Origin of the sequence: Dactylosporangium cerinum (assembly GCF_042653625.1) — a bacterium.
GTDB lineage: Bacteria > Actinomycetota > Actinomycetes > Mycobacteriales > Micromonosporaceae > Dactylosporangium > Dactylosporangium cerinum.
On sequence record NZ_JBHSIU010000130.1, the window covers coordinates 945,909 to 961,251 of the forward strand.

The window sequence follows — 15,343 nt, forward strand, 5'->3', positions numbered from 1 at the left end:
AGAGCACCAGTCATCTGCGTCGGAGGAAGTCGCCCGACTGCGAGCACGACAGGCTTTCGGCGACGTACCAGCCGTATCCCGAAAGGAGCCGGTCATGGCCAGAGCTGTAGGTATCGATCTCGGCACGACCAATTCGGTGATCGCCGCGTTCGAGGGCGGCCAGCCGACGGTGGTGCCGAATGCGGAGGGTAGCCGGACCACGCCGTCGGTCGTCGCTTACACCGACACCGGTGAGCGGCTCGTCGGTCAGCTCGCCAGACGGCAGTCGGTGCTGAACCCGAAGGGCACCGTGTACTCCGCGAAGCGGTTCATCGGCCGGAAATTCGACGAGATCACCGAAGAGGCCAGGACGGTGACGTACGACGTCGTGCCCGGACCCGAAGGGGCGGTCCGGTTCGACATCCGAGGCAAGCAGGTCTCGCCGGAGGAGGTCTCCGCACAGATCCTGCGCAAACTCGCCGACGATGCGGCGAAGTACCTCGGCGAGAAGGTCACCGAGGCCGTCATCACCGTCCCGGCGTACTTCAACGACGCCCAGCGGCAGGCCACCAAGGACGCCGGCCGGATCGCCGGCCTCGAGGTGCTGCGGATCATCAACGAGCCGACCGCGGCGGCCCTCGCGTACGGCCTGGACAAGAAGGGCCACGAGACGGTCCTCGTGTTCGACCTCGGCGGCGGCACGTTCGACGTGAGCATCCTCGACGTCGGCGACGGCGTGGTCGAGGTCCGGGCCACGTCCGGCGACACGCACCTGGGCGGCGACAACTTCGACCACCGCCTCGTCGACCACCTCGCCGACGGGTTCCGCAAGGATCAGGGCATCGACCTGCGTCAGGACCCGCAGGCATTGCAGCGGCTGACCGAGGCCGCCGAGCGGGCGAAGATCGAGCTGTCGTCGGTGACGCAGGCCCAGGTGAACCTGCCGTTCATCACCGCCGACGCGTCCGGCCCGAAGCACCTCACGGCGACGGTCACCCGCTCGACATTCGAGGAGCTCACCCACGATCTGCTGGAGCGCACCAACGGCCCGGTGCGCCAGGCGATGAGCGACGCCGGCGTCAAGGCCGACGACCTCGACGAGGTCATCCTCGTCGGCGGCGCGACCCGGATGCCGGCCGTGCAGGCACTGGTCCGCCGGCTCACCGGCGGCAAGGACCCCAACATGACGGTGAACCCGGACGAGGTCGTCGCCCTCGGCGCCGCCATCCAGGCCGGCGTGCTCAAGGGCGACGTCCGCGACGTCGTGCTGCTCGACGTCACCCCGCTGTCGCTGGGCGTGGAGACCCTCGGCGGGCTGATGACGAAGGTCATCGAGCGGAACACGACCATCCCGACCCGCCGCACCGAGACGTTCTCCACGGCGCAGGACAACCAGCCCGCCGTCGACGTGGTGGTGCTGCAGGGCGAGCGGGAACGCGCCGCGGACAACCGGGTGCTCGGCCGGATGCGGCTGGAGAACATCCGCCCCGCGCCGCGCGGCGAACCACAGATCGAGGTCACCTACGACATCGACGCCAACGGCATCCTCAACGTGTCCGCGAAGGACAAGGACACTGGCGCCGAGCAGAAGATCACCGTCACCGAGAGCGGCACCCTGGACAAGGGCGAGGTCGAGCGGATGGTGCGCGAGGCCGAGCAGCACCGCGCCGCGGACCAGCAGGCGCGTCAGGAGATCGACGCCCGCAACGAGCTCGACAGCGTCGCGCACCAGGTGCAGCGCCGCCTCGACGAACTGGGCGATCAGGTCCCCGAACATGAGCGGGCCCGGGCCGACATGCTCGTGCAGCAGGCCCGGCAGGCCGTCGAGGGGCAGGCGCCGATGGATCAGGTGCAGAACCTGACCAACGACCTGCGGCAGATCCTGTTCGCGCTGCAGTCCTCCGCGCAGCAACAGGCCGGTGGGGGACAGACCGCGGGCCAGGAAGCAGGGCGGGCCGCTGGGCGGTCCGGCGGGTCGGCGCCCGCCGATGACGTCATCGACGCCGACTTCAGCGGAGGGTGAGCCATGGCCGAGCCGACCGGCGAGGGGTTCAGGCCCGCCGCCGATGACCAGCCCCGCCCCGACGCTGAGGGGGCGGCCCGGCCGGAGGACCCGGCGGTGGCCGAGGTGCGGGAACGGGCGCAGCGGGCGATCGCCGACGCCGACAACGCCCGCAAGCGGGCCGAGCGCACCGCCGCCGAGCGGGTCACCGCCGAGCGGCAGCGGGTCGCCGCGGCGTGGCTGCCGGTGCTGGACAACCTCGACCTCGCACTGCGCCACGCCGGCGCGGACCCCGAGGCGATCGTGCAGGGCGTGGCGCAGGTCAGGGACCAGGCCGCGGACATCCTGGCCCGGCTCGGCTTCGGCCCGGTCGGTGCGGTCGGTGAGCCGTTCGACCCGGCCCGGCACGAGGCGGCCGAGGCGGTCGAGGAGCCGGGCGTACCGGCCGGCACGATCGTGCGGGTCATCCGCCCCGGCTACGGCGGCGAAACGCTCCTGCTACGCCCGGCCGTCGTGGCCGTCGCCCGCGCCGGCAGAGGCGGGGCCCACGACGGCTCAGGTGGGTCGGACGCGGATCGGGGCTCCGATGGTGGCTGACCGGCGCGACTTCTATGAAATTCTCGGCGTCCCGCGGACCGCGACGGCGGAGGAGATCCAGCGTGCGTACCGCACGCTGGCCCGCCGTAACCATCCGGACGTCAACAAGGAGCCTGGCGCCGAGGACCGGTTCAAAGACGTCACCGAGGCCTACGACGTGCTCTCGGATCCGAAGAGCCGCCGCAAGTACGACCGGTTCGGCGCCCAGTGGCGGCAGGTGCCCGACGACGTCGAGCAGCGCGCCGGGGCACGGCAGCGTGCGTCGGCCGGCGCCGGGTACCCCGGTCAGGGCGCCGGCTTCGGCGGTCGGGGCGACGTCGGCGAGGAGGTCGACCTCGAGGACCTGCTCGGCAGCATCTTCGGCGGCCGACCGAGCGGTGGCGGCGACCGTTTCGGACGTGGGCCGGTGCCCGGCGCCGACACCGAGGCCGAGATCACCATCAGTGTCGAGGACGCCTACCACGGCGGCCGGCGCCGGATCACGCTGCCTGGCGGCGCCGGCGGCCGCACCCGCGAGTACGAGGTCACCATCCCGGCCGGGGTCACCGAGGGGCAGCGGATCCGGCTCGCGGGGCAGGGCTCCGGCGGTGCCCGCGGCGGCCCGTCCGGCGACCTGTACCTGGTGGTGCACATCGCGCCGCACCCCCGGTACAAGCTCAGCGGTCGCGACATCACGGTGGAAGTCCCGGTGGCGCCGTGGGAGGCGGCCCTGGGCGCCACGGTGCCGGTCGAGACGCCCGGCGGCGCCGTGCGGGTCGCCGTCCCGCCAGGCACGTCGTCCGGGCGGCGGCTGCGGCTGCGTGGCCAGGGGCTGCCGAACCCGCGCGGCGCCCCCGGCGACTTCTACGCCGAGATCAGGGTCATGGTGCCGGCGCGGCTGAGCGACGCCGAGCGGCGACTGTTCGAGGAACTGGCGACGGTGTCGTCGTACAACCCGCGAGGTGACCGATGACCTACGCCCTGATGCGCCGCCCCTACCTGTCCACGGACGCGTTCGCCGCCGCCGCCGGCCTGCACCCGGACCTGATCACCCGGCTGGTCGCGCTCGGCCTGCTGGAACCACACGTCGACGAACACGGCAACCGCTGGTTCGCCCAGACGCAACTCATCCGGCTCGCCCGGATCCGCCGGCTGCACGCCGAACTGCCACTGAACTACGCGGCGGTCGGCATCGTGCTCGACCTGCTCACCCGCATCGACGAACTTGAGACGCAACTCAGGAGGCGGACATGGACCTGAACCGACTCACCGAGAAGTCCCAGCAGGCGCTGCACGACGCCCAGACGAAAGCGATGCGGCACGGCCACACCGAAGTCGACGGCGAGCACCTGCTGCTCGGCCTGCTCGACCAGCCCGACGGTGTCACGGTGCGGCTGCTCACCGGCCTGGGCGTCGACATCGAACAGCTGCGCGACCGCGTCGAACGCGACCTTCGGCGCCGGCCGAGCGTGACCGGGCCCGGAGCGCAGCCCGGCCAGGTGACGGTCACCCGACGGCTCGGCGCGGACCTCGACGCCGCCGAACGCGAGGCCGGCCGGCTCAAGGACGAGTACATCTCCGTCGAGCACCTGCTGCTGGCGCTCGTCGACGAGGGCAGCTCCACCGGCGCCGGCCGGGCCCTGCACGATCTCGGCGTCACCCGGGAGCGGCTGCTCAACCAGCTCACCGAGCTGCGCGGGGCGCAGCGGGTCACCTCCGCGAACCCGGAGGCCGCCTACGAGGCCCTCACCAAGTACGGCCGGGACCTCGTCGCCGACGCCCGTGCCGGCCGGCTCGACCCGGTCATCGGCCGCGATGAGGAGATCCGCCGCGTCGTGCAGATCGTGTCGCGCAAGACGAAGAACAACCCCGTCCTCATCGGCGACCCAGGCGTCGGCAAGACCGCGATCGTCGAGGGCCTCGCCCAGCGGATCGTCAACAACGACGTGCCGGAAGGGCTGCGCGACAAGACGGTCTTCGCGCTGGACATGGGCTCGCTGGTGGCCGGGGCGAAGTACCGCGGCGAGTTCGAGGAGCGGCTCAAGGCCGTGCTCGCCGAGGTGACCGCCGCGCAGGGCCGGATCCTGCTGTTCGTCGACGAGCTGCACACCGTGCTGGGCGCCGGGGCCGCCGAGGGTTCGATGGACGCCGGCAACATGCTCAAGCCGATGCTCGCCCGCGGCGAACTGCGCATGATCGGGGCGACCACCCTCGACGAATACCGCAAGCACATCGAGAAGGACGCCGCGTTCGAACGCCGGGTCCAGCCCATCCTGGTACAGGAACCCAGCCCGGACGACGCGATCACCATCCTGCGCGGGCTGCGTGAACGCCTCGAGGTGTTCCACGGCGTGCGCATCCAGGACGGCGCCCTCATCGCAGCGGTCCAGCTGTCCCACCGGTACATCGCCGACCGGTTCCTGCCGGACAAGGCCATCGACCTCGTCGACGAGGCCTGCGCGATGCTGCGCACCGAGATCGACTCGCAACCGGCCGAACTCGACGAGGCCTCCCGGCGCCTGCTGCGGCTGGAAATGGAGGAGGCCGCGCTGTCCAAGGAGGACGACCCGGCCAGCACCGCCCGGCTCGACCAGATCCGGCGGGAGATCACTGACCTGCGCGGCGAGGTCGACGCGATGCGCGCCCAGTGGAACGCCGAACGCCAGGCGATCCGTAAGGTGCAGAGCCTGCGCGAGGAGACCGAACGGCTCCGGCGGGAAGCGGAGGCGGCCGAACGCGGCTACGACCTGGACCGCGCCGCGGAGCTGCGCCTTGGCAAGCTGCCGGAGCTGGAACGCCGGCTGCGCGCCGAGGAGGAGCGGCTCACCGCCAAACAGGGCAGCCACCGGCTGCTCCGCGAGGTCGTCACACCCGACGAGATCGCCGGGATCGTAGCCCGCTGGACCGGCATCCCCGTCACCCGGCTGCTGGAGGGCGAACGGGACAAGCTGCTGCGTCTGGAGGACATCCTGCACGAGCGGGTCGTCGGCCAGGACGAGGCCGTCCAACTCGTCGCCGACGCCGTCATCCGCGCCCGATCCGGCATCAAGGACCCGCGCCGGCCGATCGGCTCGTTCCTGTTCCTCGGCCCCACCGGCGTCGGCAAGACCGAACTGGCCAAGACCCTCGCCGCAGCACTGTTCGACACCGAGGACAACCTCGTCCGCCTCGACATGAGCGAATACCAGGAACGGCACACCGTCTCCCGGCTCGTCGGAGCGCCGCCCGGCTACGTCGGCTACGAGGAGGGCGGCCAGCTGACCGAGGCGGTGCGCCGCAAGCCCTACTCGGTCGTCCTGCTCGACGAGATCGAGAAGGCCCACCCCGACGTGTTCAACACGCTGCTGCAGTTGCTCGACGACGGACGGCTCACCGACGCGCAGGGCCGCACCGTCGACTTCCGCAACACGGTCATCATCATGACCAGCAACCTCGGGTCGCAGCACCTCCTGCAGGGCGTCACCCCGGACGGGCACCTCACCGACCAGGCCCGCACCGCGGTCATGACAGCGCTGCGCGAATACTTCCGCCCGGAGTTCCTCAACCGCATCGACGAGACGGTGCTGTTCAAGCCGCTGACCCTGCCGGAGATCGAGCGGATCGTCGATCTGCTCCTCGACGACCTCCGCGCCCGCCTCGCCGACCGGCGGATCACTGTCGAGGTCACCGAAGCAGCCCGGCGCTTCATCGCCGAAGCGGGGTTCGACCCGGTCTTCGGCGCCCGCCCCCTGCGCCGCTTCCTGCAACGCGAGATCGAAACCCGCATTGCCCGCACACTGCTGACCGGCGACGTCCTCGACGGAGCCACCATCACCGTCGACCGAGGGCCTGACGGGATCGCCATCGACTGGAGCAACGAGCCGGCGACCGTCACGACAGCCGCATAGCCGCCCAGCTGGTGATCGATGCCCGCCGCGGTGTCGAGCACGGCTCCGGCCTTGGCGTGCATCGTTGGGTGGTCGAACAGGCCATCGCGCTGCTGCGCTGGTTCCGGCGGCTCAGGGTGCGCTGGGAGATCCGTGACGACATGCATGAAGCGTTCATGAGCCTGGCTTGCGCCATCATCTGCTACCGACGACTCACCGCTTCATCATGCTGTTGGGAGTTCTTGGTCAGGCGGTCCGGCTGCGGCCGGCACGGGGTTTGGCCGAGCGTGGGGGTGCGGCGCGCATGTGGTCGCGGACGCGGCCGAGGACGCCGCTGAGGGTGGTGAGGTCGCGCTGTTTGAGCGGGTCGAAGAGCAGTCGCCGGACGGCGTCGATGTGGCCGGGCAGGACGTGCGCGACGAGCGCGCGGCCGGCGTCGGTGACGGTCACGATGACGCTGCGCTCGTCGTCGGGGGCGGGTGAGCGGGTGATGAGGCCGCGTTTCTCTAGCAGTCCGGCCTGGTACGTCAGTCCGCTGCGGCTGTAGACGACTCCGTCGGCGAGGTCGGTCATGCGCAGCTTGCCGTCGGGGGCGTCGGTCCGGCGGGCGAGGATCTGGAACTGCACGTAGCTGAGGTCGCCGTCGGCCACCTGCAGCAGGTCTTCCCGCTGGCGCTGCCGCACACCCCGGGCATCGACGTCGCCGGCACGGTGACGGCAGTGGGCGGGGGCGTCAGCGGCCTTGAGATCGGTGACCGGGTCGTCGGGTTCCTGCCGATGACCGCCGCCGGCGCCGCCGCGCAGTACGTACTCGCCCCGGCCGAAACCCTGACCGCAGCCCCGGCCACGATCCCGCTCGCCGACGCCGCAGCGCTGCCGGCGACCGGACTCACCGCCTGGCAGGCGGTGTTCGAGCACGCAGACGTGCAGCCCGGCCATCGGGTCCTCATCCACGGCGCGGGCGGCGCGGTCGGCGGCTACGCTGTGCAGCTGGCCGTCCAGGCTGGCGCCGCCGTGGTCGGCACCGCCGGTGAACGCCACGCCGAGCGGGTCCGCGGCTACGGCGCGCAGGTGCCCGGCCGCGGCGCCGACGGCCTCACCAGCCAGTTCGACGCGGTGCTGAACTTCGCTCCGGTCGCGCCGGCCGACATGGCCGTGCTGGCCGGCCTGGTCCGTGACGGCGGCGCCCTGGTCACGACAACCACACCCGGTCCGCAGGACGACCTGCGCGGCGTGCGTTCGATCAGCGTGTTCGTCCGCCCCGACGCCGACCAGCTCACCGCGCTCGTCGACCGCGTGAACGCCGGCAAGCTCCACGTCCACATCGCCGACCACATCACCCTCGACGACGTTGCCGAGGTTCACGCCCGCAACGACGCCGGGACGCTTTCCGGCAAGACCGTCATCACGCTCTGACCTGTTCCGCCGGGCCGGCCGCCGGCGGCTGCACAGCCGCCGGCCCGGTCTCGCCGACCGGATCCGCGTCCTCGCCGCCCTGTGACGCCGCTCAACCCGGGCAATTCCCCGGCGATATGGTCACCCGCTGGGCGCGGAGCTGGTCGGGGTGAACACGAACGCCGTGCCGGTGGCGAGCCGCGGCTGGTTGTACGAGAACTGGGTCGCCGCCGTGCCGGACGCGTTCTCCACGCCGACCGTGGCGTTGCTACCGCGTTCGACGTCGTTGTCGAGCGAGTCGTAGTGCAGCGTGATCCGGCCGTCGGAGGCGAACACCACGGAGAACGACAACCGCCGGCTGTTGTTGCCGTACATGCGAACGTTGCGCCACTCGACGACCACCCCGCCGGCGGCCTGGCCCATCCGCACGGACGCCTGCGCGTCGACCACCAGGTCCTGCCAGCACGGGTACACCGCGGCGTTGGGCTGCGCGGTTGTCGGCAGCGCACTGTGCTCGACGTACGCGGTGCCCGGGTTGACGAAGCTGAGCTTGCCGTTGGTGTCGATCCACGCGCTGGTGTACGTCTGCCCGTACAGCTGCACCGGCGCCGGCAGGGTGACCTGCTGGATGTTGTCGTCACCGGAAAGGGGCACGACATTGCCGGCGGTGACGAAGGGCGCGGCAACCGTCGACACCGCATACCCACCGGAAGCCGGTGGTGGCGGTGGCGGTGGCGGTGAGGACGACGACGGGGTGTAGACGACCGCCTGCCCCGAGCGCATCGCGGGCGCGGTGTACGACTGTTGCATTCCCCCGATGCCGACGGTCGCGCCGGCACCCCGCTCGGCGTCGTTGTCGAGCTCGGCGTAGTTCGTCACCACGCCGCCGTCGCCGGAGAGGACCACCTCGAACGTGAGCCGCCCCGACGTGTTGCCGTAGATGTGGACGTTGCGCCACTCGATGACGACACGGCCATCGACCACAGCCATCCTTACCGACGCCTGCGCGTCGACCACCAGATCGTCCCAGAACGGATACACGGCGGCGATCGGCGCCTGTGACAGCGCGGTGTTGACGGCCTTGGATCCGCCCGGGTCGGTGAAGCTGACGACGCCGTTGGTGTCCACCCATGCGCTGGTGTACGTCTGCCCGTACAGCTTCACGGGCGTCGGCAGCGCGATCCGGGTCACGACGTCGTCGCCGGTGAGCGGCAGGATCGTGCCGGCGCTGACGAACGGGCGCGCCTGCGTCGCGACGGTGTAGCCGCCGGTCGGTGTGGTCGGTGTGGTCGTCGTGTAGGACGCGGTGTACGTGGTGGCCGTCGCCGGCGCGGTGATCACCTGCGTCGCGTTCCCGCCCTGCGACCAGGAGCCGAACGTGTACGTCGATTGCGTGGCCGGCGCGGACATGGTGACCGTCGACCCCTGGATCACCGTGCGGGTGAACGGGGTGGCGCCGCTCGACGGGCCCACGGTGAGCTGGAGGCCCGACGGATTCGTGGCGAACGCCAGGTTCACCGTCTTCGGGTCGAGGCGCAGCGTGGTGGCGCCGCTGAGGCCTCCGCTGTCGGTGGCGGTGAGCCGGAGCTCCAGGTACGACGGGTATTCGTGGTCGGCGCCGATGAACGAGCCCGACGCCGCACCAGCCCAGCTCTGCAGCGCGTGCGTGTGGCAGTTGTCGGCGGCGGAGCAGTGCTGCAGCAGCAGATCCCAGCGCAGGCTGCTCGCCGGCAGGTTCCCGTCCTGCGGATCGGTGGCGTGACCGGTGAAGGTCAGGGTCTGCCCGGTGGCCCACCGCGTGCCGGCGACGGGCGTGTCGATGACCGGGGTCGGCGCGGTGGTGCCGGCCCGGACCTGGACCGTCGCGGTGTCTGAGAGCCCACCCGCGTCGGTGACCCGCAGCCGCGCGGTGTACGTGCCGGCCGCGCTGTAGGTGTAGCTCGCCGTCGCGCCGGTCGCGTCGAAGGTGCCGTCACCGGTGAAGTCCCATTGGTAGGTGAGAATGTCCCCCGCGTCCGGGTCTGTCGTGCCGGCCGCGCTGAAGCTGACGGCCAGCGGCGGCGGACCGGAGGCCGGGGTCGCCGCGGCGGCGGCCACCGGCGGCTGGTTGCCGCTGCTGTACCGGATCCGGCGGACGGTGCCGCCGAGCAGGTCGACGTAGTACAGGTCGCCGCCGGGACCGACGGCGAGGTCCACCGGGGTCGCGACGCCGGGCGCGAACGCCACCATTCCGGCGCCAGGCAGGCTGGCGTAGATGCATTGCCGGGCGTAGTCGGCGAAGAACATGGCGCCCGCGTACTGTGCGGGGAAGCTGCCGCCGCTCGCCGGGTAGAAGGCCAGACCCGTCGGCGCGGAGCCGCCGGACGGGCACGGGTCGGCGCTGCCGGCGACCTTGTCGGTGTGCGCGTACTCCAGCTGCGGGGGCGTGGCGGTGCCGGCGCTGTACAGGCTCTCGCACAGGCTCAGGTCGGCGTTGTTGAATCCGGGCTGCTGGCGGCTGCCCTCGTAGCACGGCCAACCGAAGTTGGTCGGTGCCGGCGCGACCGGGTTGGGCAGCCGGTTGATCTCCTCCCAGTTGCGCCAACCGCTGTCGGCGATCCAGGCCTCGGTCGTGCCTGGGCGGAACGTCCAGCGGAACGGGTTCCGCAGCCCCATCGCCACGATGCGGCGCGCGTTCGCGTCGGAACCCGTCGAATAGAGCGGGTTGCCGGGCCTCGCGGCACCGGTGAGCGGGTCGACCCGGATCAGGGTGCCGCTGAGGCCGGTCGGGTCGTTCGGCGTGCGCAGGTCCTGGGCGCGCAGGGCGCCGCCCTCCGCGCTCGGCGGGCTCATCGCGCCACCGATGCCGCCGGGCGGGTCGCCGCACGGGTTGACGGGGCTGCCCGCCTGTCCCCAGTCGGTGTACGACGCGGTCGCTCCTTCGCCGCCGGTGACGTAGAGCGCGCCGTCCGGCCCGATCTGGACGTCTCCCATGTGGTGCGACTCGAACTGCACGCACCAGTCGTTCAGCAGCACGTGCTCCACGCCGCCGCTGAGCCGGGACACCCGCCCGCTGGCGACGCATCCCTGGCTGGGCGTCAGACAGCGGTCGTTGTAGACCGGCGCGACCCCGCCGACCGGCGCGTCGTACGAGTAACTCACGTACACGTTCGGGTTCGCCGGGAAGTCCGGCGGCACCGCGAGACCGAGCAGGCCCAGATCCTCGTAGTTGTAGACGTTGGTCGACAGGTCCGCGAAGACGTCCGGGCTGGGGTCGGAGACGCTGTCGAAAACCTTGACAACGCCCTTCTTCTCGGCCACGAAGACCCGCCCGTCCGGGGCGAAGACGAGCTTCGTCGGATGGTCGAGCCCGGAGAAGACGACCTGTTCGCTGAAGCCGCTCGGCAGCGATGTGCTCGCGCCGGCTGCCGTGGCACGGCTGAGCGCCGCCGCGGCCAGAGGAACGGCCACGCTCAGGGCGACCAGGGCGGACAGCATTGGACGGCGAGCATGCATCACTCGTCGGATCGTCCCAGTCGCGGCCGCGCGGGGAACCATACCGAGTGTGGGATCCCCCCGGCCGCAACCGGATCACCCGTCTCCGGCCCGCCTCGCCGGGCCTTCCATCACCGGTTGCTTGCTGGGCCCGTACCATAGGATCCGGGCACCATCGGCGGTCATCTTCAGCTTCACCGTCCCCGCGGGCAGGCAACCGGACGGGTCGCCGACCGTGACATCCATCGTCGCCAGGGTGACTTCATCACGGCAACGATCGGACAGCTGATGCGTGGTGCCGTCCCCCGCGACCCGGCCAGGACGGCGGTGCCCTTCCCGTTCGGTCTCGGCGCACTCGACATCGCGCTGGCCACGTTCGTGTGGACGCGGCTCGCCGCAGCGGTGCCAGCATGACCGTCGACGGACTTGTGCCGGCGCCGCACCCGGACGGCCGGCATTGAACCCGGTGTCGGTCATGCGGCGCCGGGTCGTGCTCGAAACCGCTGCCGGAACGATCGAGACATCGCGACTCCTGCTCGCCAACGGGGTCGACCACAACGTGCCCTGCAACGGCATAGTCATGACATCACCTCCGTCAGGTCGGCCAACTCGGGCGCCTTGGCGCGCAGCGCGGCCAGAGCGTCGCGGGTCTGGCTCTTCACGGTCGAGACCGAGCAGCGCATAGCGTCGGCGGTCGCGGTCTCCGTCAGGTCCTCGAAGTACCGCAGCACCAGTACTGCCCGCTGCCGCGGCGCCTTCACCACACCTCCCTGTCCAGACACACGCTCGCAGACCCGATCGCGGGTGGGGGGCTGAGAGTGGCGCCGAGCGTCACTGCGGCGCGAGATGAACGTCGAACAGGTCGCTGCGTTGGTGGACAGCCTCGGCGATCTCACGAAGGCAATCGGCCAGGCAACCCCGGAAGAGAAGCTGGAGGTTTGCCGTGAACTCGGGCTCAGGTTGACCTTCCACCCGGAATCACAAACGGCCCACGCCCAGTTGCAACCGGGCATGAGCCGTTGGGAAATAGTTCGTGTCGAAGGGGGACCCCGACACAGAAGCTCGGCACACGCGCCGAAAGCGTGTGCACATGCCGATAGCGTAGCCAGCTCAGCGTACGACCTCAACCGGCATGAAGGCAGTCCCGGAACGGTGACTCGGTCGGAACCAAGCCTCGGCGTGTTGTGCACGGGACCGAGGAGGATCGAGCCGTACATGGGCTGATCTTCGCCCGTACCCGGGCTGCTTGAAGCCGCCGTGGGGCACTCAGGTTCCGGGCATCACGGAGGCTGCGACAGGGGCCCTTTCTCGGATGTGAGGACTGGCGTTCTGCATCGAAGGTCAGCGACCGGCTGTTTACCGGCGGAGGCGGTGACAACCACGCTCGTGGTCAGTACAGCTAGCCGGCGGGCCGGCGGTGTGGACCTACCCCGGCAGGCTCGGGGCGCAATGTTCCCCTCAGTCGCAGTCGTGTCCGCTTTTCGACTTCGATCCGCTCTTCGACTTGCTCTTGCTGCTGCCACCGCTCTTCCCGCCTGGTTTGCCGGCGATGCTCATGGTGATCGTGTCGCAGGTGCCGCCCGAGACGAGGTTGCAGGCGCTGAGGGCCGGCGTGAGCAGCAGGGCCGCGAAGGCGGCGATGATGGCTTTGCGGGTGTGGGTCATGGCGGTTTCCGTCCGTGGTTGGCGTCGTCCTTGGAATGATGCACGGCGTTGTCGATTCCGTAGATCAGGTCTCCGACACACGGATGCGGCGTTGCTCACTCATCCACCCAGCAGGACGCGGACGGCGCCGCCGACCATGCGGGCGCACAGCACGCTCGACGGCGACAGCGGGATCGTGATGCCGCGCCCACGGTGACGCTGTGCACGGCAGCGCTGGTGGCCGTCGCGCGGTCCCAGACCGCGAGCGCCGACACCGGCACCGGCCAGGTCAACATGGCCGCCCGCTGGTACAACCCCGACACCGGCCAATTCGACAACCGCGACAGCTACGACCTCGACCCACGCTGTCAGCCCGATGACGAGCAACACGCGATGCTGCAAAGCATCGTCGAGTGGGCTGCCGAATTGGTGACCAGCAGCTCGCCCATAGTGGGCGAGTCGTACACCACCTCCGTGGACGCGACCGCCGGCCCGCCGACTCCTGACACCCCCGGCCGGACCGGATGTGACTGAGCGCGATAGATGGCGCGGTTGGCACGATAGTTGGCGTGTTGGCGCCGCGCGAGACCAGCGGCAGAAGCGGATGCCCGTGTAAGACTTGGGCCAGGGTCGTTCGTGGTTGCAGGGCCAGCGGTGGCACTACGTGGAACCATCGATGAGCCAGGTCCTTACCACGGTCGGCACCGAACCGTCGCCATTTCCTGCCCACAGTTGGGCATCCAGCCCGTTGAAGTACACGAGCCTGTGGTCGTCGCCCCACCATTCGACGCAGAACCCGCTCAGCGCCGTCATTCGGCGCAGCTGTGGGTGACGTTCGCGTAGACCTTCCAGGTATGCGTTGGCATCCGGCGGGGTTTCCAAGGCTGCTGGGCGCTGGTGGCCGAGGTCGTGGAGCAGCGCGTCACACTCAATGAAGTGGTCGAGCGAGGGGAACGTCTGCACATCGACGTTAAAAAAACGGAACCAGACCGTCAGGTCAGGAAGCACGAAGCCGCTGCGGCACCCGTCCGGCGACCGATCCATGATGGCGTATTCAAACGCAGTCTCGGCCGTGTCGGGGTCCACCTCCAGCACCGGCTCGAAGACGATCTCGGCGTCTCGAAACGGGCTGCGGTAGGTGAGCCCGGAGTAGCGGCGTTGGAGCCGCCGTAGGGTGGCCAGCGCGACTTCGTCGCTTCGCCCGAGCGCTGCGAGCATTGCTGCCCGGCAGTCCTCATCGCTCGGACCGGTATCAACTGGGACCGTCCGCGCATGTGTGGCAAGGAAGGCCCGCGCTCGATCGCTCAGCGAACCTGGCGCATCAAGGATGTGCGGCACTCACACATTCTCCGGCATGGTGCACCGGTGAACCAGAGGCGGGCGGGCCATACGCACATCGGCAAGACAGGGAAGCGTCGGCGTCGCCGGGGCGCGTCGCTCGCTGTGACGACCACGGTGCTGGCGCCGCGCGAGACCAGCGGCAGATCCGGACGCGTGATCAAGTGCGCTTGTCGGCGCCAGCGGTCGCTCTGCGCTCACCACCGTGCACGCCGGCCGCTCGCCGGTACCGGCGCGGAGGAGAGCCACGCGAACGTGCCGCGCGCCGTACCCTGCTGTCATGACATCCAGGGTGGTCGCACAGTTCCTCGCGGCAGCGGTGGTGGTGGCCGCTCTGACCGCCTGCACCACCGGCGCGGCGCGCCCGGCTGTGCCACTGACTGAGGCCACGCCCGGCTCCGACGACGTGCTGGTCGGCGCTTGGAGCTCGACGACGGACGGCGCCGCACACATCGAAGGCACGTTCCCCGTCACTCCGCCGCCCGAGCTCCCGAGGCCCCTGGGGTGGTACTTCTTCCTTCGGGCGCGATGCGCCGGCGACGGCACCATGTCGATGCGTGTGAGCGGAAAAACCGGCTTCGTCCAGACACACGAAGGCAAGTGCATCGGCAAGTGGGCCATTGGACGGACGTCGTTCCCGCCCGGCACCGCCACGGGCCCCTATGACCCCGGACCCTTCAGTCTCGCCATCGACCGGTCGGCGGGCGTCACCTCCTGGGACGTCGAGGCCTACGCGCAACGGACCGGCAACGTCTACCCGAACCCCAGCGCGTCACCGACATAGCGGCGCGCCGCCTCCGGCCCGGCACCGCGGCCAGGCACGTTCGATCTGGTCCATGACCGGCTCGTTGCCAGCGCAGCGCGACACCCACACGATGGACGAACGAACAAGGCATCCCAACCCGGCCAAGGTCACGTGCTCGCTCATCGGCAGTTCAGGAAGCCACCACTGCCGCCGGGTCGATCACCGATCGTAACGAGCAGCGACCGGCCGCTGCGCACCAACAGCGGCAGATGTGCGCGGCCGATCAAGACGTGCTGGGCTGAGTGCCTCATCGGTAGTAGGTCG

Annotated in this window: 13 protein-coding genes and 2 pseudogenes; 10 read left to right on the forward strand and 5 right to left on the reverse strand. The window is 70.5% G+C overall.

Features of this window, described 5'->3' with window-relative positions:
- Nucleotides 1-94 precede the first annotated feature (94 nt).
- The 6 genes and pseudogenes from dnaK to ACFPIJ_RS62160 all read left to right on the forward strand — a co-directional run.
- Entirely contained in the window at nucleotides 95-2,002 is a 1,908-nt protein-coding gene (dnaK, locus tag ACFPIJ_RS62135; protein WP_380128957.1) for a molecular chaperone DnaK, read from the forward strand.
- Between the two features lie 3 nt (nucleotides 2,003-2,005).
- The gene (locus tag ACFPIJ_RS62140) at nucleotides 2,006-2,578 is read left to right on the forward strand and encodes a nucleotide exchange factor GrpE (RefSeq protein WP_380128958.1); all 573 of its coding nucleotides are present in this window, start codon (nucleotides 2,006-2,008) and stop codon (nucleotides 2,576-2,578) included.
- Complete coding sequence (locus ACFPIJ_RS62145; RefSeq protein WP_380128959.1) at nucleotides 2,568-3,530, forward strand: DnaJ C-terminal domain-containing protein; 963 nt, start codon at nucleotides 2,568-2,570, stop codon at nucleotides 3,528-3,530. Before ACFPIJ_RS62140 ends, ACFPIJ_RS62145 begins: the two co-directional genes overlap by 11 nt.
- The gene (locus tag ACFPIJ_RS62150; RefSeq protein WP_380128960.1) at nucleotides 3,527-3,817 is read left to right on the forward strand and encodes a chaperone modulator CbpM; all 291 of its coding nucleotides are present in this window, start codon (nucleotides 3,527-3,529) and stop codon (nucleotides 3,815-3,817) included. Before ACFPIJ_RS62145 ends, ACFPIJ_RS62150 begins: the two co-directional genes overlap by 4 nt.
- The gene (clpB, locus tag ACFPIJ_RS62155; protein WP_380128961.1) at nucleotides 3,808-6,444 is read left to right on the forward strand and encodes an ATP-dependent chaperone ClpB; all 2,637 of its coding nucleotides are present in this window, start codon (nucleotides 3,808-3,810) and stop codon (nucleotides 6,442-6,444) included. The genes ACFPIJ_RS62150 and clpB overlap by 10 nt, the downstream gene beginning before the upstream one ends.
- A gap of 20 nt (nucleotides 6,445-6,464) precedes the next feature.
- Nucleotides 6,465-6,638 (forward strand): annotated as a pseudogene (locus ACFPIJ_RS62160) (transposase); the annotation flags it as partial.
- Nucleotides 6,639-6,669: 31 nt separating this feature from the next.
- Here ACFPIJ_RS62160 and ACFPIJ_RS62165 read toward each other — a convergent pair.
- Nucleotides 6,670-7,107, reverse strand: a complete 438-nt coding sequence (locus tag ACFPIJ_RS62165) for a MarR family winged helix-turn-helix transcriptional regulator (protein WP_380128962.1) — start codon at nucleotides 7,105-7,107, stop codon at nucleotides 6,670-6,672.
- Between ACFPIJ_RS62165 and ACFPIJ_RS62170 the strand changes: the two genes are divergently transcribed.
- On the forward strand, nucleotides 7,045-7,839 hold the full coding sequence (locus tag ACFPIJ_RS62170) for an NADP-dependent oxidoreductase (protein ID WP_380129003.1): 795 nt from the start codon (nucleotides 7,045-7,047) through the stop codon (nucleotides 7,837-7,839). The genes ACFPIJ_RS62165 and ACFPIJ_RS62170 overlap by 63 nt on opposite strands.
- A gap of 120 nt (nucleotides 7,840-7,959) precedes the next feature.
- On the opposite strand, the gene ACFPIJ_RS62175 is transcribed toward ACFPIJ_RS62170, so the two are convergent.
- Nucleotides 7,960-11,295 (reverse strand): PQQ-dependent sugar dehydrogenase, encoded by a 3,336-nt coding sequence (locus ACFPIJ_RS62175; RefSeq protein ID WP_380128963.1) that lies wholly within the window; start codon nucleotides 11,293-11,295, stop codon nucleotides 7,960-7,962.
- A gap of 285 nt (nucleotides 11,296-11,580) precedes the next feature.
- On the opposite strand from ACFPIJ_RS62175, the gene ACFPIJ_RS62180 reads away from it, so the two are divergent.
- Entirely contained in the window at nucleotides 11,581-11,706 is a 126-nt protein-coding gene (locus ACFPIJ_RS62180) for a hypothetical protein (protein ID WP_380128964.1), read from the forward strand.
- 164 nt (nucleotides 11,707-11,870) lie between these two features.
- On the opposite strand, the pseudogene ACFPIJ_RS62185 reads toward ACFPIJ_RS62180, so the two are convergent.
- Together ACFPIJ_RS62185 and ACFPIJ_RS62190 are read right to left on the reverse strand one after the other, a co-directional pair.
- A pseudogene (locus ACFPIJ_RS62185) lies at nucleotides 11,871-12,044 on the reverse strand (sigma factor-like helix-turn-helix DNA-binding protein); the annotation flags it as partial.
- Nucleotides 12,045-12,750: 706 nt separating this feature from the next.
- Complete coding sequence (locus ACFPIJ_RS62190; protein WP_380128966.1) at nucleotides 12,751-12,957, reverse strand: hypothetical protein; 207 nt, start codon at nucleotides 12,955-12,957, stop codon at nucleotides 12,751-12,753.
- 216 nt (nucleotides 12,958-13,173) lie between these two features.
- Between ACFPIJ_RS62190 and ACFPIJ_RS62195 the strand changes: the two genes are divergently transcribed.
- Entirely contained in the window at nucleotides 13,174-13,470 is a 297-nt protein-coding gene (locus ACFPIJ_RS62195; RefSeq protein ID WP_380128968.1) for a hypothetical protein, read from the forward strand.
- A gap of 126 nt (nucleotides 13,471-13,596) precedes the next feature.
- Here the strand turns inward: ACFPIJ_RS62195 and ACFPIJ_RS62200 are convergent, their stop codons facing one another.
- Nucleotides 13,597-14,274 (reverse strand): hypothetical protein, encoded by a 678-nt coding sequence (locus ACFPIJ_RS62200; RefSeq protein WP_327002885.1) that lies wholly within the window; start codon nucleotides 14,272-14,274, stop codon nucleotides 13,597-13,599.
- A gap of 292 nt (nucleotides 14,275-14,566) precedes the next feature.
- Between ACFPIJ_RS62200 and ACFPIJ_RS62205 the strand changes: the two genes are divergently transcribed.
- Nucleotides 14,567-15,058, forward strand: a complete 492-nt coding sequence (locus tag ACFPIJ_RS62205) for a hypothetical protein (RefSeq protein WP_380128969.1) — start codon at nucleotides 14,567-14,569, stop codon at nucleotides 15,056-15,058.
- Nucleotides 15,059-15,343 lie beyond the last annotated feature (285 nt).